Genomic DNA, 24,621 nt, shown 5'->3' with positions numbered 1-24,621 from the left:
AGTCTCTTATTTTAATAAATTAGTTTAAATTCAATTTAACCAAAGGGCCCATCATGGTTAATTGAGGGTGGTCTTCAATGGTTTTTTTTAATATAGTCTCAGTAGCGAATGTGCCAGTTGGTAACTTATTTTTTATAAAATTCAGGGCCAAAGGCCGCTGTTCAACTTTTAAAATTCTGACGATTTCTTCACCTAAATCTATTTTCCCTAAACTATCTTGCTGGCGGCTGATATAGGTTGATTTGCCGGCTTCGTTTTCCTCTTTTACAATATCAGGTTGACAGGTTAGCCATAAACTTAATTGCACTTTATTCCAGGCAAGCGCTTGCCATAATCCCGGATATGAAAACCATAATTCATCCAGAGTTTGTGGTTGCTGGCGGAGGTTATCTTTGATCCGCTTAAGCTCAGTCAGATCAATGGATTGGTTCATTCGAATTCCTTGTTATATTCTGCTCGGGATGGATAGAGCGATAAACGCTATACATTTGTTCAAGCAATAGTGATATTTCTTGCTCAAGCATTTCTTTTTCTTGTAGTAACTCTATTAACTGTTGGTGCCATGAGTAGGCTAGTGACTGCTCGATTTCAGGTATAACGATTTGTTCAAGCATTTTATGTTGAATAAATCGTTGGGTAGTCCCATGTGCCAAGGCTCGCATTTGTTCTGTAATTAATTCTGTTTCCATCAGCAATGCATAAGCTCCAGGAGCATGATGAAATCTCAAGATTGCTAATTGCTCACTTACCAAAGGTAGAGTTTTAAGTTCTTGGGCTATGATTGCAACTCTAGGTTCTTGCACAAAAGTTGAAATTAAGACATCAAAAGGTATCAAAGTACTTTTAAGAGTTCGCCAGCCAAAGCCATTTTGCTCAGGTTTATTGACAGAAAACTGGCTATTTATATCGCTAATTTTAACAACATGGGTTTGCTGAAGAGGGTCAGAAACGTATTTTGATTTAGGATTAATGAGCGCTAATTTAGTGAGTTTCTGACAATTATAGTCAGATATTAATTCCTCCGATAATCTGGATTGCCAAGAGGCAGCATAGGTCAATTGATCATTGATATGCCTGGACTGTATAAAAGTTGACTTAATATCTGGTGTGTTGATTTTTGTATAAAAGTTACTACCTGATAGCTTTTGTGTTAGCCAATTATTAACAGACAAACGTAAGTTGTAGAGGCGTTCTTGTGAGTAGGCTAGGGCACTGTATTTTTTATAATAGATCTTAGCCAAGGCTACAAAGCCTGTTGGCATTTCGGCAATAGGCATTTGCTCAAGTTGTTTAACACCCACACGGATCATCGTTGTGCCAGCACCTATTTGTTCCAGATAGCGACGATACCATAATTGATTAAGACAAAAGCTCAACCAAATTGCCCGATTTAACTCAAGTCCTCTAATAATGGCGACATTTGCATCAACAGGGTGCTGACGATGATAGTTTGAAACGATACTTGCACAAATACTTCCAATGCGGCGAATCAATACGTCACCTTTTTTTACACAGGAAGTCAGGTGATCAACAGAAGGTGGTCGCATCAAATGAGACTCTATATTTAATTTCATTGGCTCTATATGACGCATTCTGTAAAAAAGACTTTGCTTGATCGTTTGTTCATATCGTTCAGCTAAGTCGATTTCATTTGCAGTCGCTTTAGATGTTCTTTGAATATTTGTAATATGCTTTTTATACCAGTCAGACTCCATGTTTTCACTGAACCTCCATCCATCAAGAACTGTCGCATTTATTTCCTTTAATGTCGTCCAGGAATTTGTAAAGTGCATTACTTTATCTCTCTTGCAAAGATAATTCTCTGGAAGCCAGCTATCAAACTTATCAATATTTTCTTTTTTGATGTAAATGCTATCCACAATGGCCTTTTTATTATTTTTTGAAAAAGAATAATAGTTTATTGAATTAATGTCAAACTATGGTTTTGCGAGTGTGGACGCTTAAATTAAAAATATTTCAGAATATGTATTGATCTTTTATCGATCATAATCGTACCATTACCGCCTGGATAAAATATAAAAATACTGTTTGCGAGTTCAAACGCAAAATTAGAAAGGATGTGTCTATGATGAAAATTATTGCAGGATTGGGTTATGAGAGCAGATTGCCCAATCATCTCCCTGAATTATTAAATACTAAGATATGTAGTGAGTTAAGCCTAATTGACGAACTTGAGTTCCGTGTCGGGATTCCAAAACTAAAAGAAGATAGGGCATCCAGGATTATTGCTTATTTAAATGCTTTAAAGAAAGCAAATAAACCTACGTGCTTTTATCATGCTTCTCTTGACACTGATGCTTTATCAACTGCTGAAACATTACTTCAATGGCGGGACTGGGCATTGGCCTATGGTTGGAATCCATCTGATCAAGGAAATAATCATGGCCGTTTAGTTGATTTGGCTGAAGTTGAACATCATTTTTTTTGCGAAAGTTTAAGTCTTCCTGAACGTATTTTTCGACTTATCCCATTAGTTGGTATTTTAAAGGGAACTTTTGAAGGAGTTATTCTATATACTGAACATTCTCATTGGCCTCCTGTCTATCAGCATCTTTTTAATCAACTTCAAAGTTCTGGAATTGATATTATTGAAGACGTACCTAAAATGCTTTCACCTTTAGCGAACGAGGGATGTGATCTATGGAAACTACAAAAAGCAATACTGAATAAAAAAGTTGAGCCTTTCGAACTCTCCAATGATGGCAGCTTGCGATTATATAACTGTTCAAGTAACCAGGTTGTTGCTGATTTCATAGCTCATTATAATCCTGATAGTAGTTTGATAATTACCCAAAGTCAGGATTATGGGATTGAAACTGCAGTAAATAAGTTAAATCAAGTTTCACTTGGGCTGGGCAGTACTTCGGTATCACGTATTCCAAATCACTTGTTGCAATTAAGTTTGCAATGCGCCTGGCTTACACCTTCACCAGAGATAGTACTTCAATACTTAACACTACCCACCGGTAAATTTAAGACATTACGAAGACAATTAGCTCGTCAGTTTAAAGATCTTCCAGGATATAACCCCGATGAATGGCAATGCAGCATCGATGAATATGTTGCTTCTGAAATTAAAAAGCAGCCTGCACTTAATGAATCCGTATTACGACAATCAATACGCGAATGGCTCCCCATTAGTTGCTGCCAAAATGATGAAAATATGCCGGTCAAACAAGCTATTGAAATAGCTAAGAGAATTTCTGGTTATTGGAAAACCTTATGTTCTGTTGGTGATGATGTAACCAAGGATATTTACTTGGCTTCATATAGGGCTGCAGATGCAACGGTCGAGGCTTTATCAAATTGGCCTGATTCAGAAATTAATAAGGTCCAATTAAACCGATTACTTACGATAATCAGAAAACTGAGACCCAGTACTTTTTGTCAGCCAAGAGAAGTGAGCAGATTTGATGTAGTCAAAAATCCTGAAAGTATTAACTTAACCTCACAAAATATTGAGCATCTAATATGGTTAGACCCTAATCTCCAAGAGAAAGTAGGCGCTCCGCCATTTTCAAAAGATGAGCTATTATCAATTCCTTGGGCGCCAACGCATGAACAACAAGCATTAATCAAGGAGCGGGCATTACAAAGAGCATGTTCTGTATTTTTAAAAGCTAGAAAATCAGTTTGTTTAATTAATTTAAATCAGCATACGGATCTGTTTAAACTATTTATAAACCAATTGATATGCAATAGAAGGTGGTCTGAGCTTGAGTCGTCATTGTTATTAAACACCACAAGAGAAGTTTCTTTGTCTCGAATAAAAGACCTGTCACTTCCTCATCCTCAGCGCTGGTGTACATTTGGTGTTCCAATCCAATCAAATAGACCGAAAGAATCTTATAGTAGTTTGTCGTCATTGGTTAATAAGCCTCATGAGTATGTTTTTAAATATTGCGCAAAGATATCTGAAGGTACGATCGAGGCCATTGCAGTTGATCATCGTCTAAAAGGTAATTTGGCACATAGAATTATTGAAAGATGGTTTACCTCAAATCCATGGATGGGAAAAGAAGTGTCGCAAGATTACATATCCGAATGGTTGAATGTTCAACTTCCCGTATTTATTCGTCAATTTGCTCTTCCCCTGGCACAGTCAGGGAAACATGTAGAACGACTTGAATTTCATGAGGTCATGTTTAATGCAATAAGTGGTTTATGTAATCTATTTCATCAGGCTAAAGTCAAAGGAGTTGTCACAGAGAGGCATATGGAAGTACCTTTTAGCAGCGGTAACCTGGAAGGTAATATGGACATAATCTGTGAGTTTGGCGATGAAAAATTTGCCATTATTGACATGAAGTGGGGTGGCTATGACCAATACAAACAGGAGTTGAAATCGAATACGGCTCTTCAATTAGCAACTTACGCTTATATCGCCCAAAAAGACCAGAAAAAAGAATTAATTGACGCAGGATATTTTATCTTGAGTAAAGCAGAGTTGCTCTGTAATTCCAACACGATATTCCCCACAGCAACAGTCATTTATCCCGAGCAACCTGGTTCTTTAAATAATACCTGGGCGCAATTTGAGCGTACCATACAATGGAGACGTGCGCAGTTAAAGGAAGGATTAATCGAAATAACCTATGGAGTGGCTGCATCTGATGAATATTCAATACCACCTGATGGTTGTCTTTCTTTAGTTGATTCTGAAGAAAAGTATCTAAAGGGTCAAACAAGTTCTTATAAAAAAAATTACAAAAAAATTGATGTTTGGAGAAATCTGACAGGCAATATCAAGGAATAAACCCATGACTATCTATTATACACAAGCCAGCGCCGGTTCTGGAAAAACAACGAGCATTGAAAATGTAGTTACTGAAAAACTTATGAGTAAACAGCTTGAGCCACATCAAATCATGGCAGTTACATTTACAGAAGATGCAGCTGCTGAATTAAAAGAGAGAATCAGTCAGTCTCTTATAGCCAATGGAAATCTCTTTTTGGCAACGAGTATAATGAATTCACCGATTGGAACGGTTCATAGTGTTTTTGGTCAACTGCTTGTGGATTTTGCTTTTGAGCTTGGTCTTTCACCTGAACAACAAGTAATTGACCCGTATGATACAGAACAAATACTTGCTGAGGCCTTGGACAACAGTCTTGATGCAAAGAGGATTAAACAGCTTAATTATCTTGGAAATAGATTGAATATAGACGACTGGAGAACGGTGATACATGATCTGATTCAATTATGTCGTTCTAATAATTTCTCAGATGAAGATATGGCTGTTTTTGCTGATTTATCAATTAAGGATCTTATAAATTTAATACCTCCAATTGATGAAGGTATTAACGAATCAGCATTTAGGTTGGTTATTCAACAAGCTGTAGAGGCTGGTCGTGTAGTAGACAATCCAACAAAAGGATTAAGCTCTACTATAGAAGATTGTGAAAAAATTTTGAGAAAGGCCAGATTTGACTGGCAGGACTGGATTAAATTAAGCAAATTAAACCCAACTAAAAAGGGGGATCTTGCATTCGCTCAAACCAAATTAGTCGGTGCTTCTGTCCTAAAATGTAAAGATTTTCAGGAGGAACTATTTGGTTTTATCCGTGAGATTTTTACTACAACTGCAATTGTTTTGAAAGATTTTCAATTAACTAAAAAATCCCGAGGCTTCATTGATTTTGTAGATCAAGAACAATTGGCATTACATGCTTTAGATAATCCCATGATTCAGGAACGAATAAAAAATGAGATACGTTTTTTGATTATTGATGAATTCCAGGATACTAATCCAATCCAATTGGCATTATTTTCTAAACTGTCATCACTGGTAGACGATATTCTTATGGTTGGTGATGCTAAACAGGCTATTTATGGTTTTAGAGGTAGTGATCCTCGGTTGGCTTTAAATGTGCTGGATTTTGTACAAAAGGGAGGAGGAGAGATATCAACATTACCTAATTCATATCGTTCAAGGCCTGGACTTGTTGCTCTGACCAATGAATTATTTACTCAACCTTTCAGTCATTTGTTAACTCCTGAGCAGGTTCAATTGGCATCAGTTCGAGAAGATAAATTAGAAACAGCTGAAGTGGAATGGTGGACCTTGGTAACTGAAGGTAAAGCAAATAAAAACATTATGATAAATACACTTGCTCAGGGTATTAAGGATCACATCCATACCGGTGTAAAAATCATGGATAGAGAAACTAAAGAACATCGATTTGCTACCTGGCGTGATTTAGCGGTTCTTTGTCGTAGTAATTCAGAAATTTCTGAGTTAGCGGGTTCTTTGGCAAAGATGGGAGTCCCTGTTTCGTTTAAAAGAAGTGGACTTCTTGAGACGCCGGAAGTTAGTTTAGCTCTGGCTTGTTTACGTCTTCTAATAGACCCCTCTGATTCTTTAGCCAGTGCTGAAATTTTATGCTTGGCAGCAAATACTGGCCCCGAAACTTGGCTGAGAGAGCGGTTAAAGGGAATAGAAACCTCCAAATCGAATATTTGGGATGACAATGCTCATCCTATTTTAGATAAGTTAGCCAAGGCAAGAAAACAAATAAGTATGTTAAGTACTAGCGAAGCTTTAGATTTAGCAATGCTTACACCAGACGTTTACTCAATTGTAGCTGCATGGGAGGAGAATACGAAGCTTGCAGAACATCGGTTCGCTAATCTTTCAGCACTCAGTGAGTTTGTCAATGAATATGAAAATCATTGTGAAACTCAATTTATGGCAGCCACACCTTCTGGATTTATTCTTTGGTTAAAAAACAAAGAGCAGAATAATTCAGATAATCAGGCAGCAAATCCTGGTGATGCCGTTACGTTAACAACTTATCATGGTTCAAAAGGATTAGAATGGCCCATAGTGGTTTGTTCCAGCTTAGATAGTTCATTGAAATTATCTCTTTATGGCATCAGGATCGTTCAAGACAATTTTGATTTTGATTGGAATAATCCATTAAAAGGTCGGGCTATTCGCTATATCCCTAATCCATTCTCAGACCAGAAAGGCAATGAGCCTCTTAATGATTTGTTGAAACAATTCAATGATTGGACTGCAAATGAACGACAAGAAGTTAATGAGGCTATTCAGTTACTTTATGTTGGGATGACTCGAGCAAGAGACCAATTAATCCTCCCAACCTTGAATAAGAATGAGTATGTTGGTGAATGGTTAAAATTATTAAACAGTAACTTTTTACCTTTAAAAGGAGGGGATTTACAAATTGGTTCGAATACTTTGAAAGTAAAATCGAGAACAGTATTATATCAGGTTGAAAATCAAGTCTTATCTGCAGCCAAAAGATTGAAATATTGGTTTAATTCAGAGCCAGAGAAATCGTTGCAAGACAGGATAGTATATAATCAGCCCGCCTCTAAGTGTTCTCCAATAGAAACGGCCCAAGGGAATATTATTCATAACTTTGATTCAAGGATAAAATTAAGCGGTCCTGTGGAAATGGAAGATCTTGGTGTAGCCTTACATCATTGTCTTGCAATATTGATTAATAATCCAGAAGCTAACCATAGCATCATTAATAATATAATTAATAATAAAGTTCCGGGCATAATTAATCCTGAGCACGTCATCGCTCGAGGCAAGGAGCTATTAAATTGGATTAATACAACCTTTCCTGAATCTATAATGCATGCAGAACTACCATTTACTCAACATCTTGATAATGGCGGCATTAGGCAAGGTGAAATGGATCTGGTTCTGGAGACCTCGACGGGGTGGTACATAATTGACCATAAATCCAATCCACAACCATCAACAAATTGGGTTGATATTGCTCTTCAATATAGCGGGCAATTATCAGCATACAAACATACTCTGGAAGCTCTCTCCAATAAAAAAGTGTTAGGTACGTTTATTCACTTTACTATTGGTGGAGGCTTAGTTGAGCTAAATATATAAGACTTGAGTTTCTCAGGTTCAAGAATACAACTTAAACTTAAGAAATTGGCGATGGTGTATCGCTATGATCAAAAAAGAAAATAGAACTAAAGAAAAAACTAATATTGATGGTGAGGATGCAATTTTTGTAGTTCTCACCAATAACATTGAAGCTAAAGGTGCAACTCCAGCAGATAAACTTGCCGCAGTTGAATACAGCACTGATAGCACTGTGCAACGTAATTTAATTGGGAACATTTCAGCCAAGATTACCGGTACTGTTGCATAATAAGCACCAGCTGGAATTGCGATTAATGCTTGAAATAAAATAAACTCGTTAATACTATAGTTTGCCAACGAATAAAAAAATGGTTGGGATAGCAATAGAAATCCTATGCTTGCACAAATTACAATTTTTTCCCGATTTATCCGATCTGATAGCTTACCAACTAATGGAAATACACAAAGTAAAACTACTAATGAAATTATGTTAGACATTATAATTTCATGGTCATGGAAGTTACCATACAAATGAGCTTGCATGGGGCCGTAGATGTAAATCTGAAAGGTTGTAGTTACACCTAGGCAGCTTAAAATAAATACGTAAAGAGACTGTGTTTTATTGTTTCTTATATAATTCATTGATTCTGAGAGTAAACTCTTAAATTTAGGTTTTGGTCTATCAGCGTAATACATGATGTACTCCATGCTCTCTGGAATACACAACCGGATATATAATCCAATGGAAGAACCTAATAATGCTAGAACAAAGGGCACTCGCCAGATCAGCCAATCGTGCTCAGGATAGTTATTGGTAAAATACGTTACAATAAGAGCTACCAACGAGGCTACCAACATCCCTGACATAGCACCGAAGGAAGCCCAGCTTCCTGAGTAGCCTTTTTTTGATACTTCTGCATTTTCAATTAGATAAGCTGAAGAATTTAGATATTCTGCACCACAAGAAAAGCTCTGAATAACTCTTAACACTAATAAGGTAATAACAGAAAATGTGCCTATGGTGCTTTGAGGAGGGATAAACCCGATAAGGGTTGTTGATACACCCATTGAAAGAATTGAACCTGCAAGAATAATTTTTCTGCCATAAATATCGGAAAGTAAGCCCATCACCATAGCACCAATAGGCCTGGCTAAGTAGCCAGCAAAGAAAGTCAGAAATACTAGAAACAAACCCTTTGAAGCATCACCAATTAAGTATTTGGCAATGTAGACTGAGAGTAAGCCACAAATAGCCATATCAAAAGACTCTATTAAATTACCTAAAGTGCCTGCTAGTATGATTCTGGTTTGATGCTTCATGCGATTATCCTTTACTTTGCATTGCCGATAAGGTGGTGAGTGAGTCTTGATTTTCCACTCGGTCTAAAAATAAAAATCCATCCAGGTGATCAATTTCATGCTGAAGAATACGGGCTTCTAAGCCGGAAGCTTTTTTGGTAATTCTATTTCCATCTATATCAAAGCCGGAATATTCAATCTCCATGGCTCTTGGAACCTCGCCAATTATTTCGCCGCAATTAAGGCAACCCTCATGACCAGTTTGAATTTCCTTAGATAGGATCTTTAAGGCAGGATTAATTAAAGCTGTATCAGGAATAGGGTATTCAGGTTTTCTTCGTTTGGTATATTCAGTACTAAATACAATAACTCGTTTGCTGATCCCAATTTGGGGGGCAGCCACACCCACAGCACCTTTGTCAGCCATAATGCCGAACATGGTCTTAATCAATTCTTTTAACCAGCTGCTACCAAATTCTGATTCAGTGATTGGCTCAGCGATTTGTCTTAAAATGGGATCGTCCTTATCCAGGAGTGTGTTCATAGGTCACCTGATTGTTAATGATTAATGTCAGCTTGGGCTTAGCTGTTATGCAGGATTGTTTATCCGGGAACGCTAAATACTCTTGTATACGCCTTAACGCAAACTTACCCATGGCTAATAGTTTTTCGCAATGAATCGAGCTTTTATGTTGAATATTGGGATTAATTCGTTTTAATCCAAATGAAAAAATAGCTCTGTAAGAATCAAACTGAGTAGGGATGGAAATACCTGTTATCAGTCCAGGTTTTATTTGCTTGTATGTTGTAATGGCATCTAAGCAGCTTATAGGAGGTAGTTCGCTCCATAATTTAGGCTGATCCTGACCGATGAATCCTGGTTGATAGCATCCCTCAAATAACCAGAGATTATTCTCAATTAAATTTTGTTCTATGGCTGGGTTCGAGGACATGAAAAAGATCTGTCCTGATTGGTTAATAAGGGCAATAGAAGCATAGTCTGTTTCTACTTGCCCCAATACATCAGAGAACACCTTGCGCATTGTGACAAAGTGTTCAAATAGAAAATCTCTGGCTTTAGGGTGAAGCCTTACCTCAACAGCTGTTACATCCATATCTACAAACTTCTTAAACTGCATGACTGTGCTTATTTCTTTTTTCTTCGTAGGAAGAAATAGAACCCAAGGCTAAGTCAATGATTTTTAGTAAATTATCTTCCGAAGTGTCTATTGCACGCACCTCTTTGATCAATCCTAACACAAAATCGGCATAATCGTCATTACCCCCATTAGAGATAGGGTATAAGTGATGGCTTTGCTTCAGGATGTAATGAAGTAATGTTTCATTAACTTCATCTTTCTTCGGAGGTACATGTCCTTCTTCGCCAAATAAGAGCCAACCTGGGTTTACGTGAAGATGATAAGCTAGTTGTTTAACTTTCTCATAATCAGGTAGAGCGTCACCTCTTATGTAACGACGGCAGATTTGTTCAGATGCCCCAGCAAATTCAGCTAAGGTTTTAATACAAATCCCATTAGGTGAGCGGGATGCTATATGTCCTTTATCTTTGAGGGTATTAATTAGGCGATTGGCAAATGATTGATAGGGTCCCTTACTCATAAAATTATCCTTGTAATCGAATGACATAAAAAAATTATCATATAAAACGATATCATTCAATATCATACCGTATATTAATATAAATTTCTTTCAATCATATATTGATAATTAAATTAATATCGTTTTAATATTGGTTTCGTCAAATGATACTTATAGTTAATTTGTACGAATTGGACTTAATACATGTTTTACAGGAGTATGCTACATGTCTCATGATCTCAAAATCAGTATTTATAAGGGGATAATTCAATATTTGTTGGACTCAACAAATTATCCATTATATAGAATTGCTAATTTATCTAATTCTCTTATTGCTCATTTGCAATTGATTTATCATCACGACCGGTTACCTCAAAACAGAAATATCGAATTAAATTTACTGAAGTTGTTTATTTTGTTTATTGAAATGGAAATAAAACGCGAGTGGAAAGATAAATCATTTTCTCTAACTGAAACTTATCTAGGGGATTAGGGATGCAATTATCTGATAATAAATTACCAAAGCAAATTTTATTTATTACTGATTTAGAGGAGCTTCTTGGGCGGAATCGCTTAACATTAAGACGTTGGTGGTCGAGTGGTAAATTTCCAAAGCCAGTTAAATTAAATGGAACTACATTAGCTTGGCATAAGGAAACAATTAATCAATGGATTGAGCAGAATATAAGATCATTTTAATTAAAAGCCCATAGATATGGGCTTTTTTATAGTTATGTTGAAAGCGGAGCAACTTGAATTTAGTTCTGGATACTTCTCATTGCGTTAAGGAATAAAAATGCATAGATTTAAATAAGAATTTTGCATCCAGGATGAATTTATAAATTGCAGTAAAAAAATCATTATGAATAAAAAATAAACTATCATTATATTACATTTATTTCAAAGTTTATTTATGTATTGTTATATAGATGAAAGTGGTAATACTGGGAATCATATCTTTGATCCAGCCCAACCTGTTCAATATTATGGATTATTAATTAGCCCAGTTAATCTAAATGAATCAATTTTTGAACAAATTCAAAATATGAGAGATAAGCTTAATGTATCTCATCTACATGCAAGGATACTAGGTGATAGATTAGATACTATATCGGACGAGCTTGCTAATCTAATCAGTATATTTGCTCTCAATTTTAAAGTGCATACTGTTGATAAGGTTGATTATATCATTTTTCAATTTTTTGATATTGTATTTGATAATGATGTAAACCCTATGGTGCCTCTAATGTGGTATAACTCACCATTTCGATATAAATTATTGGTAGCTATCACATACTTCATCTTCAACAGTGAAATTAAGCAACTTGTATGGAAAGCTTTTTCATCTAAAAATGAGCAATCAGCTAACACAGCTTTTATTGAAACTTGTAAAAAAATTAGAAATAAACTTCACAAATTACCATTCACATCGAGTATTCGTTGTAGAGTATTTTTAATTTTAAAATGGGCTATAGAAAATTATAGCCAGATTTCATTTCGCATTGGACTTAAAACTGCTTATCATGTAAATATTATGTGTTTCCGCTCGGTTCTAGATAGTATTAGAGAAACGGGAGTTCAGCCGACTGAGATCGTCATTGATAAGGAATCTAATTATAACGTCCCTCAACAAGAGGTTTTAGATGTTTATCGAGATTTGAAAAACTACTCTTTTCCTTATTATCCACATATGCCTCATGTAGAATTCAATAATATCCCGGAAGTAAATTTTAAATTTTCTTCTTCGAGAAATAATTTTGGCCTCGAAATTACTGATATTTATTTGTGGATTTGTAAACGGAAATTAGAGGGGCGTAAATTATGCAAGAAATTTGAAGAACTAACAGATTCGTCTAGTTTCAGTTGGACTAATGATATCTCTCTCAATACAATAATCAAAACTTGGTTACTACCAAATAAACAACGATGATAAATTATACGCTATTAGTTAAATCGTTTTTGTATAGGGTCTAGTGTTATAGAGGAAGTCTCCTATTACGTGTGAGAATGTTTTTAACTAAGTCTAGCAATCCTGAAAAGTAGACTTTAATGAGGGAACTGACTTCCAAATATAAAAACCAATTTATTTAGCCTTTAAACAGCAAAGTTCGTAATACCCCTATAATAAATACCTCTTGTTTGTCTAAAAAAAAGTTAAGTGATCGTTTTTGCAATATATTCTGACCATGCATTTAAGGCTTCTTTGCGTTGTAGCAGCATCTCATTTTTATTATAAGTTGCCATTATGCGTGGCATTTTATGTCCTAAGCACTTCTCTATAACTACAGGGTCAATATTAAGAGATTCTCCTAACTGTGTTGCAAAAGTTCGTCGGAGATCATGAGCTGTCCATTCTGGAATACCTACACGATTTTGTATTCGCTTGATTGCTCGGGGCAGGGCATCTTTAGATAGAGGTGCATCGTCAGTAATACCTGGTATCACATATGATGAATCACTGCTTTTTTTATGCTGGTATAGGATCTTCTTGGTTAACTCACTCAAATGGATTTTTACGGTAATTGCTCCTTTTGAGTGCTCTGGTGGAATGGTCCATAATGATTGTTCGAAATTAAACTGATGCCATTGGGCCAATCTAATTTCACAAGTCCTTACCCCTGTTAATAAAATAATCTTAACCGCTACCCTAGCCGAATCAGACATTTGACATAGTTCGCTTTCTAAAAACTTCCATATAATTTTGATTTCTTCTGGGCTTAAAACACGTTCTCTAGGCTTTTCTATTCCGCCGATATCACGTGTCCTAATATTGCTGGCTGGATTTTGTTGCAGATAGCCGCGACTCACAGCGTAATTAAGTACTTGTTTTATAGTGCTGAGAATACGATTAGCCTGGATAGGCGCGCCTCTTTTAACAACGATATCAAGAGCATCTGTGATATCCCTAGTTTGAATTTTTTCTAATTCCATATGGCCAAGCAGGGGGACGATATCGGAATCTATTTGATATTTTAGTGGGCGTGGTTGTTTGCGATTTTTTACAGCGTAGTTTTCATACCATGAATAGATTAATTTTTTTAGAGTATCGTCTTTTTTTTCATTATGTAGTTGAATTTGGACTTTAGGGTTTTGGCCAGATTTTCTTAGTTCACTTAATTCAATAAAACGTTTTTTTGCATTAGCCAGGCTCATATTAGGGTAGTGCCCAAGTGAAAGCTTATCTGTTTTCCCATCAATTTTATATCTGTATATCCAGGTCTTTAGATTATTAGGACTTATTCGAATACCAAAGCCACCACCCTCGAACTCCTCATATCGAGTTGTTTTCGGTCGCAAACTTTTTATATAGGTATCAGTAAAGTTACTCATTTTAGCTTCCTTTATGTCTATAATGGGGTACACTTTTGGGTACACTTAATTGTGTGCTGAAATGAAATTATTTGCAACCAATTGATACTTGATAAATTAATAAATCCTTATAAATAAAGGGGTTCATGCGTTTTTTGTAATTAAATGATATTAATTGATATCGAATTGATAAAGTTTCGTAATCAAAAGGTCGGAAGTTCGATTCTTCTCAGCGGCATTGTAAAATCAATGAGTTAAGAAATTTTCTTGCAATGTTTTTTTCTTGTGTCGCATCTGTGTCGCAATAAAATCCAAGTCTTTTCCTTAGTCTATACTCTAAGTATCAGTATTTCAGTCAAAAAGGATATGATATGAATACTAGAGTCAATATTTCTTTTCTACTGTTAGTTTTACTACCTCTAACATCATTTTCAGAAGAAAAATTTGACAAAATAAGATGTAATGGAAAACTCATTGAACCAGGTAATTCCCTGCAATTTGTCCTTGAAAATTGTGGTGAGCCAGTTAATAGAAGAAATTGGGGAAACCAATATGAGACTCAAAAACATCTCTATTTCAAAGCTCCAGGCGAATCTGGTTGTTATTACACTTTTTTTATTGATGACAAGATAGTTGTCAGTGTCTACAAAGGATATCAAGGATGTCCTTAAGAGCCCTCATATACAAATTAGTAGCAGAGTGCTTTATTTCTGTATTTTTTGTGGTTCCTTCTTTCACTTTTGCTAAATCAGGTTGTTGTTCCCACCATGGAGGAGTTGTGGGATGTAATTCATCAACTGGATTTTATCTCTGTTCTGACGGAACAGACTCTCCATCTTGTTCTTGTGGATATTCTACCCCAAATAATTCTATCAAATACAATCCTTTTAATACCAATACCAATACCAATACCAATACCAATACCAATACCAATACCAATACCAATACCAATACCAATACCAATACCAATATTAGCTCAACACCAACTATAACAATTGGGCCTATGACCGTATATAAATGGACAGATAAGAAGGGAGTTGTGCATTATAGTGATCGACCACCTTGGTAGAAAATAAAACATTAATTTTATCGACACATAATTTAAATTTGTCTATATAAATATTCCATGACCCTAATCTGATGAGCTTTACAATAGTTAAAATCCAAAATAAGAGAGAGAACAGAGTCGATATTATTGTTTAGTTGGTAGTGTTTAACTCTACCGAAACTCCATCTTCTGTTTCACCGCTGATTTGACCATGCCCACTCCACTGTCCACTAAATTCAACGGAGTTACCATTCTCATCTGTAAGTTCGCCATTTACATCTTGTTCCCCATTATTTGAGTAAATTGTCCCGTCAAGTTCGTTACCGTTTTCGTCTTCACCTGTAACATCATAAGAGTAGTCTGAAGCAAATCCTGCCAAACTAATTGTGCATAGTAATACAGACATTATTTTTTTCATTGTTAACCCTTAATTGATAATTTAAAAGTGACACATCTTTGCTGTATATTTTCTGATTGCAAACTGTTTATTTAACTATAGTAACGCCTTGATATGGTTACTATATTTAAAATGAGCCGAACTAAAAAAACCACCACATTTGTCTTTGACTGAACACCCCTCACACTCAGGCATATATTCATTTTTCCAATCAGAGATGCTTTTTTTAGCAAATCGCCAGAGGCTTTTATCTAGCAGACATAACTGGTGATTGTATATTGAAACATTCATACCAAAACGATCTAAAATTTGAACGGCTTGGATGAGTTCATTTTGATATTCGATAGGGTCAATCCATAAAGAATCCAGATTAGCCTTGGTAAAGCCAATCATTTCAAGCCCCATTAAAGCCACATGATCTACGAATAGCAGGTTACGAGTAATAAACTCAGCAAGTTGTGGTAAGCGTTGATAAGTTTGTTTATGTAGGACAACTCGAATTTCAACTTTCTGATTAACTGATTTTAAATTAATTATGCCTTTTAGTGTTTCATTGTAGGCATTATTCGCTTGTACAACATAGTCATGAATACTCGGTACATCTGAATAAAGTGGAATGCCGAACATTAAGTCAGGATGAGCTACTTCAGCAATGCTTTTTACTAGCTGCGTATCTATGAAGTTTCTACCATTCGTTAAAACATGTATTGCTGTACATGGTAGGTAATTTTTAAACCGTTTAAACATAGTTACAAGGTCGTTACCTAATAATGTAGGTTCACCACCGGTAATGCCTATTTCTGTCGCGGATGGGCTTATTAGTGGGATCATAGATAGGATTTCATTCACCAAATATCTATCGTTGATATTTCTTGGAGGCTGTGAACACATCAAGCAAAAATTATTACAATTTTCAGTAACCAAAATTGAATTAAATGGAGTGTTTTTTCTGAAAACGACCTTGATAGAATTTTTTTCTGGATTAATAACAACAATGTCATCTGCTTCAAGATAGTTAAAATCTTGGGGTATGGAAAAGATATTATCTAATTGATTGTCTAGGTTACTGATATGTTCATTATCAAAAATAAGATAAGCTTTAAAACCTGTTGGTAGATTCGCTAAGTTAGTTTTATTGACGAATATCAAATTAGCTCGAAGCGCATTTGGTATAGAATGGTTATCTGTGATTTTCGCAACAAGACGCTCGGTGATATTCATTTTCGATAATGATTTCATTCGAGAGTATAGTTTTAACATATTTTAACCTCTCACCCAGCTCAATAAGACATTGCGAGTATCTTTATCATCCATCAGTCGTATCAAGTGCTTAAAAATCTCCATGTTCTTATAACAAAACACACTTTTAGGCTTGTTGCCAACCATATCGCCTTGGGTTGCATGATGAAAGACCGGATCACTTCCACAATAGGGTTGAAAGGCACACTCAGTGCAACCAGGCACACTTTCTGACATGGTTTGCTCGAGAATATCCAGTAACTTATCTGAACCAATAATTGCTTCATAAGAATCATGATGCAAGTTACCCAGTTTAAAAGTTTCATCTTTCATCTCAGCTAACATTCGAGCTTCGTCAGAAGCATAAACATTTCCATCGTAGTTGAAAACAATTGCACTCAATCCAATACCTGCTGGTGATTGGAGATCCACATATCCTGGTTCAGAGGGAGTGAACATTTTGGTTAAAATAATCGAAGCGTATTGCTCGGCAAAATAATGTCCATTTTTGTTAATTTCAATGATGTAATCGAGTCCATCAAAGTAAAACTTAAGCCACTCTTGTGTATCATATTTTTTGTAATTTTTTGTTTTAATTGCAAACCCATACGGACTTAGTGGTCTTAAAAAAATTGAATTAAATCCATGTTTAATATATTCATCGATAATATCAGTTCCTCTGGTGAGGCTTGATTTAGTTGTTGTCATTAATGCAGAAACATTCTGATGACCTAAAACTTCTCTGCTCTTATTTATTCCTTGTATGGTTATCTGGTGACTATTTTTACCAGGTCTAGGTCGATTCTTATTATGTAGATCCTCTGGGCCATCGAGAGATGTAGAAATAAGGATATGGTGGCTGTTACAAAAGTTTAAAATCTCATCATTTATAAAAACAAGATTGGTGGCAATCACAAATTGAATGTCACGATTTTCAGATAGATTTCTTTGTTCAACGGTCAAAACAATGTATTTGATTAAATCAAAATTAAGTAGGGATTCTCCACCTTGAAATTCAAATTTTAAGCTACGAGAAGGGCTTTTAAATGCGAACTCTATTCCTTTATCAGCTGTTTCATGGGTCATGTCGTAACGTGAGTTATCGACTATTTGGCGTGATACTTGGCAATATGGGCAAGAATGGTCGCAACGTAAACTAACAACAAATATGTGTAAATTAGTGAAGTCAGACAGATTGTTTTTTTTAGTGCGGTATTTTAATGCAAGTAAAGGAATAGCCACGTCTGAATTATGATCGTAGATAAAATGTTTTGCTATCAGATTATTATAAGTTTCAGTGCCCGCTAAAAGTTGTTTAGTTATTAAATGATTTAATTCTATTTTGGTTAGAACAACGTACTCACCAGCTAGATTAGTCACTACATATCTGTTGGAATCAAGAGAGGTAAAATTAAAGGGTAACAGGTTATAAGGAACGTCTTTTTTAGTATCATAGTAAGACAATGGTTTAAATTTAAGTCGCTCATCAGTCATGGTAACTATGACTCAATTAATGTGGTTTTTGAAAAAGCATGAGCTAAAATCAAGTTTCTAACATTTTCCGTTTCTTTAAAGACGATTTCTCTCAGATCTTGATCTAAAAGTTCATTTTGAAATTGACGAATTATCTCCGATTTATTTTCAGGATTGATTGTTGGGTTAAAATCAAAGAAAACATTAATTTGTTCATCATCAATTTTTTCAAAATTAACTGAAAATTCAGAAGAAAATTTATAAGCAGCCTTCTTGATGACGTTCAGACAATATACTGATAAATTGAGAACTATGTGGTCATTACTCGATTGTTTATTAATTTCTTCTGTATTCATTTTCATTACTCTTAGTAACTACTAGAGTAGTGAGATGAATGGGATGAGTGTGACGAGTGAGACGAATGCGAACTATGAGAATAGTGTCCTACTTTTGAAAATTTGGCATCAGCGCGTTGTATTAAAAGTGGATTATCAATTACTGAAGATACATTAGATTGTGCTTCTGTGGCTTGTATTGTAGGAGAGTTCATACTATTAGGCATAGCACTAGCAACTATGGGACTAGATGTGGCAATTAAAGCCAATACAGCCGTCATTGGCTTAAGAAAGCTTCTTTTTTGTTTGGAATCTGACATAAATCCTCTTATTCAACATGTATTATATAAAGATAGACCGTTTAGTAACGCCTTTCAAGTGATCAATAATTACCCAAAAGAACGCGATGGTAGGATATGGTTAAAATATTGTCAAGCAAAAAAAAAGGTCATGAAGGTTGAATTTAGATCATGACTCGGCGGGCAGGATTAACAAGCCTGTAATACGTTTTGAATAGCCAAATATGGTCTTTAGTAATTTAAATGTGAACAATTATCCAAAAAATGGGGCAATTGGGACTTGGGGACAACCTTATAAGCACTATATTTTTAGTGTCCCAATATAAAATATTCACTTGGGACAAATGGGACAAATCCTGCCAGCAAAATTTTTTTAGTAACAAACAATATCATTTAATAACAATCAGATCACCAGGCTTTAAAAGGCTTGACGGCCTTTTAAATTCCAAGCAATACTTATCGCGAGCAGTAAACTTTTGCGGATCCACGGTTCTGTAAAAGTCACGGAAAATGAAATATCACGACTATTATCCGGCCGGACAGTCAACTGATATTCATCGAGCAGGACGCATACCGTCGGCATTAAGCTGAATGAATAATCATTTGATGAGGTTCCATATGAATAAAAAACTATCTCGTTTACAACTGTTAAACGAATTCGAATCTGCACCAACTTCTGCGTTGTTTAATCAACACACTTTGGCCGCTGTTTTAGATTGTTCCACTCAACTTTTGGAGCGCAATCGTTGGGAAGGAAAGGGCGTTCCCTACATTAAAATAGGCCGTAAGGTTTTGTATCGAAAAAGTGACGTGTTGTCTTTTCTCCAACAACAGAAAATCTATCGCTCTACTGGTGACCGAGGTGAACTGCTTTCACTGGTCAACGAATAAATCCCACAGAAGAAATAGATTGTTCACGGATGGATAGGGTTTCTATCTTCCTTGGACGTTGTCGGAGAAACAGTGATGATGCAAAATCAAATTATTACATTAAAAAACAAAAATGGTCATATCCCTATTACCTGTGAATACGCTGGAGGTCATTTTAAATTAAATGAGCAGGGCGTGTCTTTTCTTGGAAAAGATAAAGACGGTAATCCAATGGCGCCAAAGTGGATTTGTTCTCCTTTGTATGTGGTGGCTAAAACTCGTGATGCTAAAAGTGGGGAGTGGGGTCGATTACTTGAATGGCAGGATGATGATGGAGTCATTCATCAATGGGCAATGCCATTAGCCTTGTTACAAGGAGACGCTTCTGAAGTAAGACGAGAATTGGCTAGCCTTGGTTTAACCATTTCACCTCATAGAATTTCTCGGGATTTACTGGCTACTTATTTGCAGGTATTCCCTGTTGAAGATCGGGCACGTTGTGTCGAGAAATTGGGGTGGCATGAAAACCTCTTTGCCACTCCCTCACATATCTTTGGACACTCCTCCGAGAAAATAGTTTTTCAAAATAGCCATGCGATTGAATCTGCTATGTCTGTATCGGGCACTGTGGATGATTGGAGAGACTCAATAGGCCGTCTTGCCTCTGGCAATTCGCGGTTAATATTTGCCATCTCTACTGCATTTGCTCCTGCTTTGGCAAAGATTGCTGGTGAAGATTCAGGCGGATTTCATTTTAGAGGTGCATCTTCTAGTGGTAAAAGTACCGCTTTAAAAGTAGCGGCTTCGGTTTGGGGTAATCCGCAGACATATTGCCGATTATGGCGTAGCAAGCGTAGGCTGGGCTGAAAAGCCCAGCAATTGAGTTTGATTATGGGCACTTTACATAATAGTTTAAGCGAACATATATATTGATTATTTTAATGAGATGGAGGTTGAGGTCTCACTTAGTATTATTAGGTTCTTAAATGCTGGGCTTGTCAGCCCAGCCTACAATTATATGTACCAAGATTTTAATTTGCGCCTTGAATTTGAAATAAAAAAATATTATAAGCTCCTGACAACGGAATAATAAAATCCAACCTTATGCGTTACAGAAGATTAATGATGGCTAATGCTACTTATTTTTTTACCTTAAATTTGCAAAATCGTGAAAGTAATTTACTTACTAATCACATTGACTGGTTAAGATTTGCTTTTAAAAAAGTGCAAAGGAACCATCCGTTTCATTTAGATGCCATTGTTATTTTGCCAGATCATTGCCATATGATGATGGTCTTGCCTGAAGGTGACAAGAATTATCCATTACGCCTAAGTTTAATAAAATCCAGTTTTTCTATACAAATTGCTATGGATGAAAATATATCTCAGTCTCGTAAAAACAAACGTGAAAGAGGTATTTGGCAACGGAGGTATTGGGAGCATGTTATTAGAGATGCCCAAGATTATGAGCATCATATCAATTATATTCACTTTAATCCGGTTAAGCATGGTTATGTTCTTAGTCCTTCTGATTGGGAGTACTCGAGCATTCATCGTTTTATCAGACAAGGTATTTTGAGTGAGAGTTGGGGATGTGATGACGATTTTGAACAATTTAGATTTGGTGAATGATGCTGGGCTTTTCAGCCCAGCCTACATTTGCTATTTTTTGGAAATTAAGCGACGACTTTCTTGTCGCATGGGGAGGAAAGCAATGTATTTAGCAAAATTAGGAATGTTCATGGTAAGCATTTTATTGGCGTTTACTTTAAGAGCAGATCCTGGGGTGGACATTATTCAATCTTGTAAAAATATGAAAGCTGCAAAAAATACTATTGTTATGAAAGAGCTTGATGGATTTGGATTCAATGAGAAAAACGAGGCTAATTGTCAAAACCAATTTGATAGTAAAATAGATGGTGCTATTTATGGGGCAGTTGTTTGTGACGATAAATCTTACTTTATTATTAACAATAAAAAAATCAGTACGGAATCTGCAAAGAATTTATCCATGAACGAAAGCGTGAAGCCAAATATTCCAATCCATTACACATCCATGTGGTGGAAAATTGAAGATGGTGCTAAATCCTGGCTATGTGTTGTTTCACCACTCTCAGATACAGGCTCAGCTGCAAACTCTTTACAATATTATTTAATTGAAAATGCTTTTGAGAGCCCTAAAAATTTAGCTTTATACTTTTATTTTTTCGATAAAAATGTGCATAAAAGATTTTCATAATGGTTCGCACCGATGAGTGTGTGAACTAATTTGGCCGACACTGTCTGCCAAATTAAAGTTATGGAGCGCAGCGCGTTCCGAATCTTAAAGTCTTTTTTATGAGATAAGTGAATTTGGATCTCACTGCGGTCCAAATTGAAGATGATGCATTTCAACTATAACTGCTGAATTTGCGACACCCATACACTTTAAAAAATAATCTGTAATTAATTGCATTGGCTTTCTAAGCCGCTCCACGTCATTAATAATATATCCAGCAGTTACATCATTAGTCATTTGGCTCTAATCACATCTAAAACTATTTCTCCTGTTGGTTCATTTTCTTTTGTGGCTTTGTTGATCCACCAATGTACTCAATAATACAAGTCTAACATTGTATAAATGGATTCTGGAGAGCGGTGCTCCATTCTGCTTGAATATTTATAACCATCTTCATTTCTCAATTTTGGCGCAAATTAAATAAGGTGTTTGATTTAATTAGGGGCTTTTTTGTTTTTTTAACCAATCTGCAATATGAAGGCACGTTTCTTCTATAGTAGCTACAGCCTGGTAATACAATTGATCGAATAAGTCTCTTTTTCCTGTTTTCCAATAACGTTCCACATACTGGCATGCATATTTCATTCTGGTTGTACCAACATATACTGCTCCACCTTTAATTTTATGAGTGATTTTCTCAATTAAAAGGTAATCTTGCATTTTAAAAGCATTTTTCATCTGTTCTAAATCAGCAGGTAATTCTTTATTGGCCATTAAGTAGAGTAACTCCATCAACATGGCTTTGTTATTGCCGCAGTTCTTAAGTGCAGGCTCGTCATCAAGAAGAGCAAATTGCTCTAATTGAAATAGTTCTAAGTTATTATCAGGAAGTTCTCGTTTTACCGCAAACTCTTCTTGTGCAGCTGGGGTGTGTCGCGAAGGCACAAAGGTTCTAAGAATGTCAGTGGCATGGGCTTGAGTCAAAGGTTTGGTGAGCACCGCATCCATACCCGCTTCAATACAGCGTTGTTTGTTTTCATCCCCAGAATGAGCAGTAAGCGCAATAATCGGTGTAGCCTGCGCTAAAGGTGATTTTGTTCTGAGATGATGAGTTATTTCATATCCATCAATGCCTTCTCCTAAACCAATATCCATAAAAATCAAGTCGTATTTGTTATTATCACAAAGTGTAATAGCCGTTGTACCCTCTGATGCTACATCTACTTGGCAAGATAAAGCAGACAACAAGGATTTAGCTACCGATTGAGCAATAAGGTTGTCTTCTACTACTAAAATATAAGGGAGTTTATTCCGCTTGGAAGTCGCAGCAACTTGATGAGATAGAGGTGATAAATAGGGTTGTTCTTCTTTGAGCAACTCTTCAGTATCAATTCCGGAATCATCATCAAGTAAGGATTCTTGCAAAGGAATAAGACATGTAAAACAAGAACCTTTTCCTGGTTCACTTTCAACATAAATTTCCCCACCCATCTCATTAATAAATTGTTTGATAATATAAAGTCCTAATCCCGTTCCTTTATAAATTCCCTGATAAGAAGGAGTTAGGCGTTTAAATTGCAGATAGATTTCTTGTTGTTTTTCTTTTGGAATACCCAGGCCTGAATCAGAAACAGTGATTTTAATCACTATATTTCGTTCTTTTTGTTTGACCAGCTCTACATGGCAGTGAACATATCCCTTATCGGTAAAATTAATGGCATTTCCTATTAATTCAAGAGTAATACGATGCAATCTGATTTTATCACCCAATACATAAAGAGGCATTCTTTCGTCTATTTTTAAGGACAAATCGATTTTTTTGTGTTGAGCTTTAGAGGAATAAAGAGCTACAACTGACTCAACGGTTTGAATGAGATTAAACTTTCGTTTGAGCATGGGAATATCCCCAGAACTTACGCGAACCGCTTCAAGCACTTCATCCATTAAATTTAATAAGGCGTGACTTGATGCCACTAAGTTATCAGAATATTCTTTAATACGCTCTTCATGAGATTCTGATTTGAGTAATTCCGCAAACCCTACAATTCCTGAAAGAGGGGTACGAATATCATGACGCATGTTGGCAAGAAATTCAGTTTTAGCTTGATTTGCCGCTTCAGCAGCTTCTTTGGCTGCTTTCAATTCTCGTTCAATGTTTTTAAGGTAGGTAATATCAATAGTATTACCTACAACGCCTGATACCGCGCCATTTTTATCAAATATTGGTCGTTTAGTAGAAAGCTGTGTCAGATTCTCACCTGTCACAAGTTCTACGTTCTCTTCATACGCTATTTCAATTTTTTTAGTAATGACCTCTAAATCATTTTTTCGATATATATCGGCAGTTTCTTTATTAAATAATTCGTAGTCCGTTTTGCCAAGAACCTCTTCTCGATGACGAATAAAGCCCATGCGTTTTAAACTTTCTTCACCTCGTTCATTCACACCTAACCATATCCCATTCAGGTCTTTCCAGTAAATGTCTCCGGGTAAGGCTTCAATAAGACTTTTTAATTGACAACACTCATTTTCAATCAATGCAAGCTTGGTGCGCAATTCATTGTTTTGTTTTTTGAGCTCATCCAATTGTTTATTCATTTAGTTTATTGATGTTATAGAGGATTCTATTTTAAAGCATAGACAATAATTGATACC

Annotated in this window: 23 protein-coding genes and 2 pseudogenes; 12 read left to right on the top strand and 13 right to left on the bottom strand. The window is 35.9% G+C overall.

The features are described from left to right. Positions 1 to 19: 19 nt before the first annotated feature. Together IZU94_RS07190 and IZU94_RS07185 are read right to left on the bottom strand one after the other, a co-directional pair. A complete protein-coding gene (locus IZU94_RS07190) occupies positions 20 to 433 on the bottom strand; it encodes a hypothetical protein (RefSeq protein ID WP_203109365.1) in 414 nt (137 codons plus the stop codon). Further along, positions 417 to 1,880, bottom strand: coding sequence for a restriction endonuclease subunit S domain-containing protein (locus IZU94_RS07185; RefSeq protein ID WP_203109363.1), 1,464 nt, complete (start codon positions 1,878 to 1,880; stop codon positions 417 to 419). Before IZU94_RS07185 ends, IZU94_RS07190 begins: the two co-directional genes overlap by 17 nt. A gap of 206 nt (positions 1,881 to 2,086) precedes the next feature. Between IZU94_RS07185 and IZU94_RS07180 the strand changes: the two genes are divergently transcribed. Both IZU94_RS07180 and IZU94_RS07175 read left to right on the top strand, forming a co-directional pair. Continuing rightward, positions 2,087 to 4,777, top strand: a complete 2,691-nt coding sequence (locus IZU94_RS07180; RefSeq protein ID WP_203109360.1) for a PD-(D/E)XK nuclease family protein — start codon at positions 2,087 to 2,089, stop codon at positions 4,775 to 4,777. 4 nt (positions 4,778 to 4,781) lie between these two features. Beyond that, positions 4,782 to 7,901, top strand: a complete 3,120-nt coding sequence (locus IZU94_RS07175) for a UvrD-helicase domain-containing protein (protein ID WP_203109358.1) — start codon at positions 4,782 to 4,784, stop codon at positions 7,899 to 7,901. Between the two features lie 18 nt (positions 7,902 to 7,919). Here IZU94_RS07175 and IZU94_RS07170 read toward each other — a convergent pair whose 3' ends face one another. The 4 genes from IZU94_RS07170 to IZU94_RS07155 are packed head-to-tail and all read right to left on the bottom strand — an operon-like array spanning position 7,920 to position 10,799. Beyond that, positions 7,920 to 9,200: an MFS transporter gene (locus tag IZU94_RS07170; protein ID WP_203109356.1), complete on the bottom strand. Its 1,281-nt coding sequence runs from the start codon at positions 9,198 to 9,200 to the stop codon at positions 7,920 to 7,922. A gap of 4 nt (positions 9,201 to 9,204) precedes the next feature. Continuing rightward, positions 9,205 to 9,723, bottom strand: a complete 519-nt coding sequence (gene def, locus IZU94_RS07165) for a peptide deformylase (RefSeq protein ID WP_203109354.1) — start codon at positions 9,721 to 9,723, stop codon at positions 9,205 to 9,207. Beyond that, positions 9,704 to 10,318 carry a flagellar biosynthesis protein FlgJ gene (locus IZU94_RS07160; protein ID WP_203109352.1) on the bottom strand — a complete coding sequence of 205 codons (615 nt, stop codon included), beginning with the start codon at positions 10,316 to 10,318 and terminating at the stop codon, positions 9,704 to 9,706. Before IZU94_RS07160 ends, def begins: the two co-directional genes overlap by 20 nt. Beyond that, positions 10,308 to 10,799, bottom strand: a complete 492-nt coding sequence (locus IZU94_RS07155; RefSeq protein ID WP_203109350.1) for a helix-turn-helix domain-containing protein — start codon at positions 10,797 to 10,799, stop codon at positions 10,308 to 10,310. The genes IZU94_RS07160 and IZU94_RS07155 overlap by 11 nt, the downstream gene beginning before the upstream one ends. Before the next feature lie 205 nt (positions 10,800 to 11,004). On the opposite strand from IZU94_RS07155, the gene IZU94_RS07150 reads away from it, so the two are divergent. The 3 genes from IZU94_RS07150 to IZU94_RS07140 all read left to right on the top strand — a co-directional run bounded on the left by IZU94_RS07150 (position 11,005) and on the right by IZU94_RS07140 (position 12,708). Next, complete coding sequence (locus IZU94_RS07150) at positions 11,005 to 11,271, top strand: hypothetical protein (RefSeq protein ID WP_203109349.1); 267 nt, start codon at positions 11,005 to 11,007, stop codon at positions 11,269 to 11,271. A 2-nt stretch (positions 11,272 to 11,273) separates the two neighbouring features. Further along, complete coding sequence (locus IZU94_RS07145; protein WP_203109346.1) at positions 11,274 to 11,477, top strand: helix-turn-helix transcriptional regulator; 204 nt, start codon at positions 11,274 to 11,276, stop codon at positions 11,475 to 11,477. Positions 11,478 to 11,691: 214 nt separating this feature from the next. Beyond that, positions 11,692 to 12,708, top strand: a complete 1,017-nt coding sequence (locus IZU94_RS07140) for a DUF3800 domain-containing protein (protein ID WP_203109344.1) — start codon at positions 11,692 to 11,694, stop codon at positions 12,706 to 12,708. A 224-nt stretch (positions 12,709 to 12,932) separates the two neighbouring features. On the opposite strand, the gene IZU94_RS07135 is transcribed toward IZU94_RS07140, so the two are convergent. Beyond that, positions 12,933 to 14,108: a tyrosine-type recombinase/integrase gene (locus IZU94_RS07135; protein WP_203109342.1), complete on the bottom strand. Its 1,176-nt coding sequence runs from the start codon at positions 14,106 to 14,108 to the stop codon at positions 12,933 to 12,935. Positions 14,109 to 14,458: 350 nt separating this feature from the next. Here IZU94_RS07135 and IZU94_RS07130 point away from each other — a divergent pair, with 350 nt between their 5' ends. Together IZU94_RS07130 and IZU94_RS07125 are read left to right on the top strand one after the other, a co-directional pair. Next, on the top strand, positions 14,459 to 14,758 hold the full coding sequence (locus tag IZU94_RS07130; RefSeq protein WP_203109340.1) for a DUF2845 domain-containing protein: 300 nt from the start codon (positions 14,459 to 14,461) through the stop codon (positions 14,756 to 14,758). Further along, complete coding sequence (locus IZU94_RS07125; RefSeq protein WP_203109338.1) at positions 14,749 to 15,156, top strand: DUF4124 domain-containing protein; 408 nt, start codon at positions 14,749 to 14,751, stop codon at positions 15,154 to 15,156. Before IZU94_RS07130 ends, IZU94_RS07125 begins: the two co-directional genes overlap by 10 nt. Before the next feature lie 130 nt (positions 15,157 to 15,286). Here the strand turns inward: IZU94_RS07125 and IZU94_RS07120 are convergent, their stop codons facing one another. From IZU94_RS07120 to hxsD, 4 genes are all read right to left on the bottom strand, one after another. Next, positions 15,287 to 15,553, bottom strand: a complete 267-nt coding sequence (locus tag IZU94_RS07120) for a hypothetical protein (protein WP_203109336.1) — start codon at positions 15,551 to 15,553, stop codon at positions 15,287 to 15,289. A 75-nt stretch (positions 15,554 to 15,628) separates the two neighbouring features. Next, positions 15,629 to 16,792, bottom strand: coding sequence for a His-Xaa-Ser system radical SAM maturase HxsC (hxsC, locus tag IZU94_RS07115; RefSeq protein ID WP_203109334.1), 1,164 nt, complete (start codon positions 16,790 to 16,792; stop codon positions 15,629 to 15,631). Between the two features lie 3 nt (positions 16,793 to 16,795). Beyond that, positions 16,796 to 18,265 (bottom strand): His-Xaa-Ser system radical SAM maturase HxsB, encoded by a 1,470-nt coding sequence (gene hxsB / locus IZU94_RS07110; RefSeq protein WP_203109332.1) that lies wholly within the window; start codon positions 18,263 to 18,265, stop codon positions 16,796 to 16,798. 5 nt (positions 18,266 to 18,270) lie between these two features. Further along, entirely contained in the window at positions 18,271 to 18,600 is a 330-nt protein-coding gene (gene hxsD / locus IZU94_RS07105; protein WP_203109330.1) for a His-Xaa-Ser system protein HxsD, read from the bottom strand. Between the two features lie 102 nt (positions 18,601 to 18,702). Here hxsD and IZU94_RS07100 point away from each other — a divergent pair, with 102 nt between their 5' ends. From IZU94_RS07100 to IZU94_RS07080, 5 genes and pseudogenes are all read left to right on the top strand, one after another. Beyond that, positions 18,703 to 19,053, top strand: a complete 351-nt coding sequence (locus IZU94_RS07100; RefSeq protein WP_203109328.1) for a hypothetical protein — start codon at positions 18,703 to 18,705, stop codon at positions 19,051 to 19,053. Between the two features lie 443 nt (positions 19,054 to 19,496). Further along, positions 19,497 to 19,769 (top strand): helix-turn-helix domain-containing protein, encoded by a 273-nt coding sequence (locus IZU94_RS07095; RefSeq protein ID WP_203109326.1) that lies wholly within the window; start codon positions 19,497 to 19,499, stop codon positions 19,767 to 19,769. 75 nt (positions 19,770 to 19,844) lie between these two features. Beyond that, positions 19,845 to 20,597 (top strand): annotated as a pseudogene (locus IZU94_RS07090) (DUF927 domain-containing protein); the annotation flags it as partial. A gap of 255 nt (positions 20,598 to 20,852) precedes the next feature. Further along, entirely contained in the window at positions 20,853 to 21,380 is a 528-nt protein-coding gene (locus tag IZU94_RS07085) for an REP-associated tyrosine transposase (RefSeq protein WP_203109324.1), read from the top strand. Beyond that, the gene (locus IZU94_RS07080) at positions 21,346 to 21,987 is read left to right on the top strand and encodes a hypothetical protein (RefSeq protein ID WP_238400348.1); all 642 of its coding nucleotides are present in this window, start codon (positions 21,346 to 21,348) and stop codon (positions 21,985 to 21,987) included. The genes IZU94_RS07085 and IZU94_RS07080 overlap by 35 nt, the downstream gene beginning before the upstream one ends. Before the next feature lie 120 nt (positions 21,988 to 22,107). Here IZU94_RS07080 and IZU94_RS18205 read toward each other — a convergent pair. After that, a pseudogene (locus tag IZU94_RS18205) lies at positions 22,108 to 22,266 on the bottom strand (integrase); the annotation flags it as partial. A 198-nt stretch (positions 22,267 to 22,464) separates the two neighbouring features. Then, positions 22,465 to 24,564, bottom strand: coding sequence for an ATP-binding protein (locus tag IZU94_RS07075; RefSeq protein ID WP_203109323.1), 2,100 nt, complete (start codon positions 24,562 to 24,564; stop codon positions 22,465 to 22,467). Positions 24,565 to 24,621: the final 57 nt, after the last annotated feature.

The organism is Legionella bononiensis (assembly GCF_016786215.1).
Classification (GTDB): Bacteria; Pseudomonadota; Gammaproteobacteria; order Legionellales; family Legionellaceae; genus Legionella; species Legionella bononiensis.
The sequence above is the reverse complement of the archived record's forward strand: the minus strand, read 5'-3'. Positions and strand labels throughout refer to the sequence as shown.

Bases quoted from the DNA above. Each gene is read 5' to 3' on its own strand.
- IZU94_RS07160 (WP_203109352.1), bottom strand. From the start codon at position 10,318: ATGCAGTTTAAGAAGTTTGTAGATATGGATGTAACAGCTGTTGAGGTA.
- IZU94_RS07170 (WP_203109356.1), bottom strand. From the start codon at position 9,200: ATGAAGCATCAAACCAGAATCATACTAGCAGGCACTTTAGGTAATTTA.
- IZU94_RS07150 (WP_203109349.1), top strand. From the start codon at position 11,005: ATGTCTCATGATCTCAAAATCAGTATTTATAAGGGGATAATTCAATAT.
- IZU94_RS07135 (WP_203109342.1), bottom strand. From the start codon at position 14,108: ATGAGTAACTTTACTGATACCTATATAAAAAGTTTGCGACCGAAAACA.
- IZU94_RS07175 (WP_203109358.1), top strand. From the start codon at position 4,782: ATGACTATCTATTATACACAAGCCAGCGCCGGTTCTGGAAAAACAACG.
- IZU94_RS07140 (WP_203109344.1), top strand. From the start codon at position 11,692: ATGTATTGTTATATAGATGAAAGTGGTAATACTGGGAATCATATCTTT.
- IZU94_RS07180 (WP_203109360.1), top strand. From the start codon at position 2,087: ATGATGAAAATTATTGCAGGATTGGGTTATGAGAGCAGATTGCCCAAT.
- IZU94_RS07155 (WP_203109350.1), bottom strand. From the start codon at position 10,799: ATGAGTAAGGGACCCTATCAATCATTTGCCAATCGCCTAATTAATACC.
- IZU94_RS07130 (WP_203109340.1), top strand. From the start codon at position 14,459: ATGAATACTAGAGTCAATATTTCTTTTCTACTGTTAGTTTTACTACCT.
- IZU94_RS07125 (WP_203109338.1), top strand. From the start codon at position 14,749: ATGTCCTTAAGAGCCCTCATATACAAATTAGTAGCAGAGTGCTTTATT.
- hxsD (WP_203109330.1), bottom strand. From the start codon at position 18,600: ATGAATACAGAAGAAATTAATAAACAATCGAGTAATGACCACATAGTT.
- IZU94_RS07080 (WP_238400348.1), top strand. From the start codon at position 21,346: ATGACGATTTTGAACAATTTAGATTTGGTGAATGATGCTGGGCTTTTC.
- IZU94_RS07075 (WP_203109323.1), bottom strand. From the start codon at position 24,564: ATGAATAAACAATTGGATGAGCTCAAAAAACAAAACAATGAATTGCGC.
- IZU94_RS07120 (WP_203109336.1), bottom strand. From the start codon at position 15,553: ATGAAAAAAATAATGTCTGTATTACTATGCACAATTAGTTTGGCAGGA.
- def (WP_203109354.1), bottom strand. From the start codon at position 9,723: ATGAACACACTCCTGGATAAGGACGATCCCATTTTAAGACAAATCGCT.
- IZU94_RS07190 (WP_203109365.1), bottom strand. From the start codon at position 433: ATGAACCAATCCATTGATCTGACTGAGCTTAAGCGGATCAAAGATAAC.
- IZU94_RS07145 (WP_203109346.1), top strand. From the start codon at position 11,274: ATGCAATTATCTGATAATAAATTACCAAAGCAAATTTTATTTATTACT.
- IZU94_RS07085 (WP_203109324.1), top strand. From the start codon at position 20,853: ATGCGTTACAGAAGATTAATGATGGCTAATGCTACTTATTTTTTTACC.
- hxsB (WP_203109332.1), bottom strand. From the start codon at position 18,265: ATGACTGATGAGCGACTTAAATTTAAACCATTGTCTTACTATGATACT.
- IZU94_RS07095 (WP_203109326.1), top strand. From the start codon at position 19,497: ATGAATAAAAAACTATCTCGTTTACAACTGTTAAACGAATTCGAATCT.
- hxsC (WP_203109334.1), bottom strand. From the start codon at position 16,792: ATGTTAAAACTATACTCTCGAATGAAATCATTATCGAAAATGAATATC.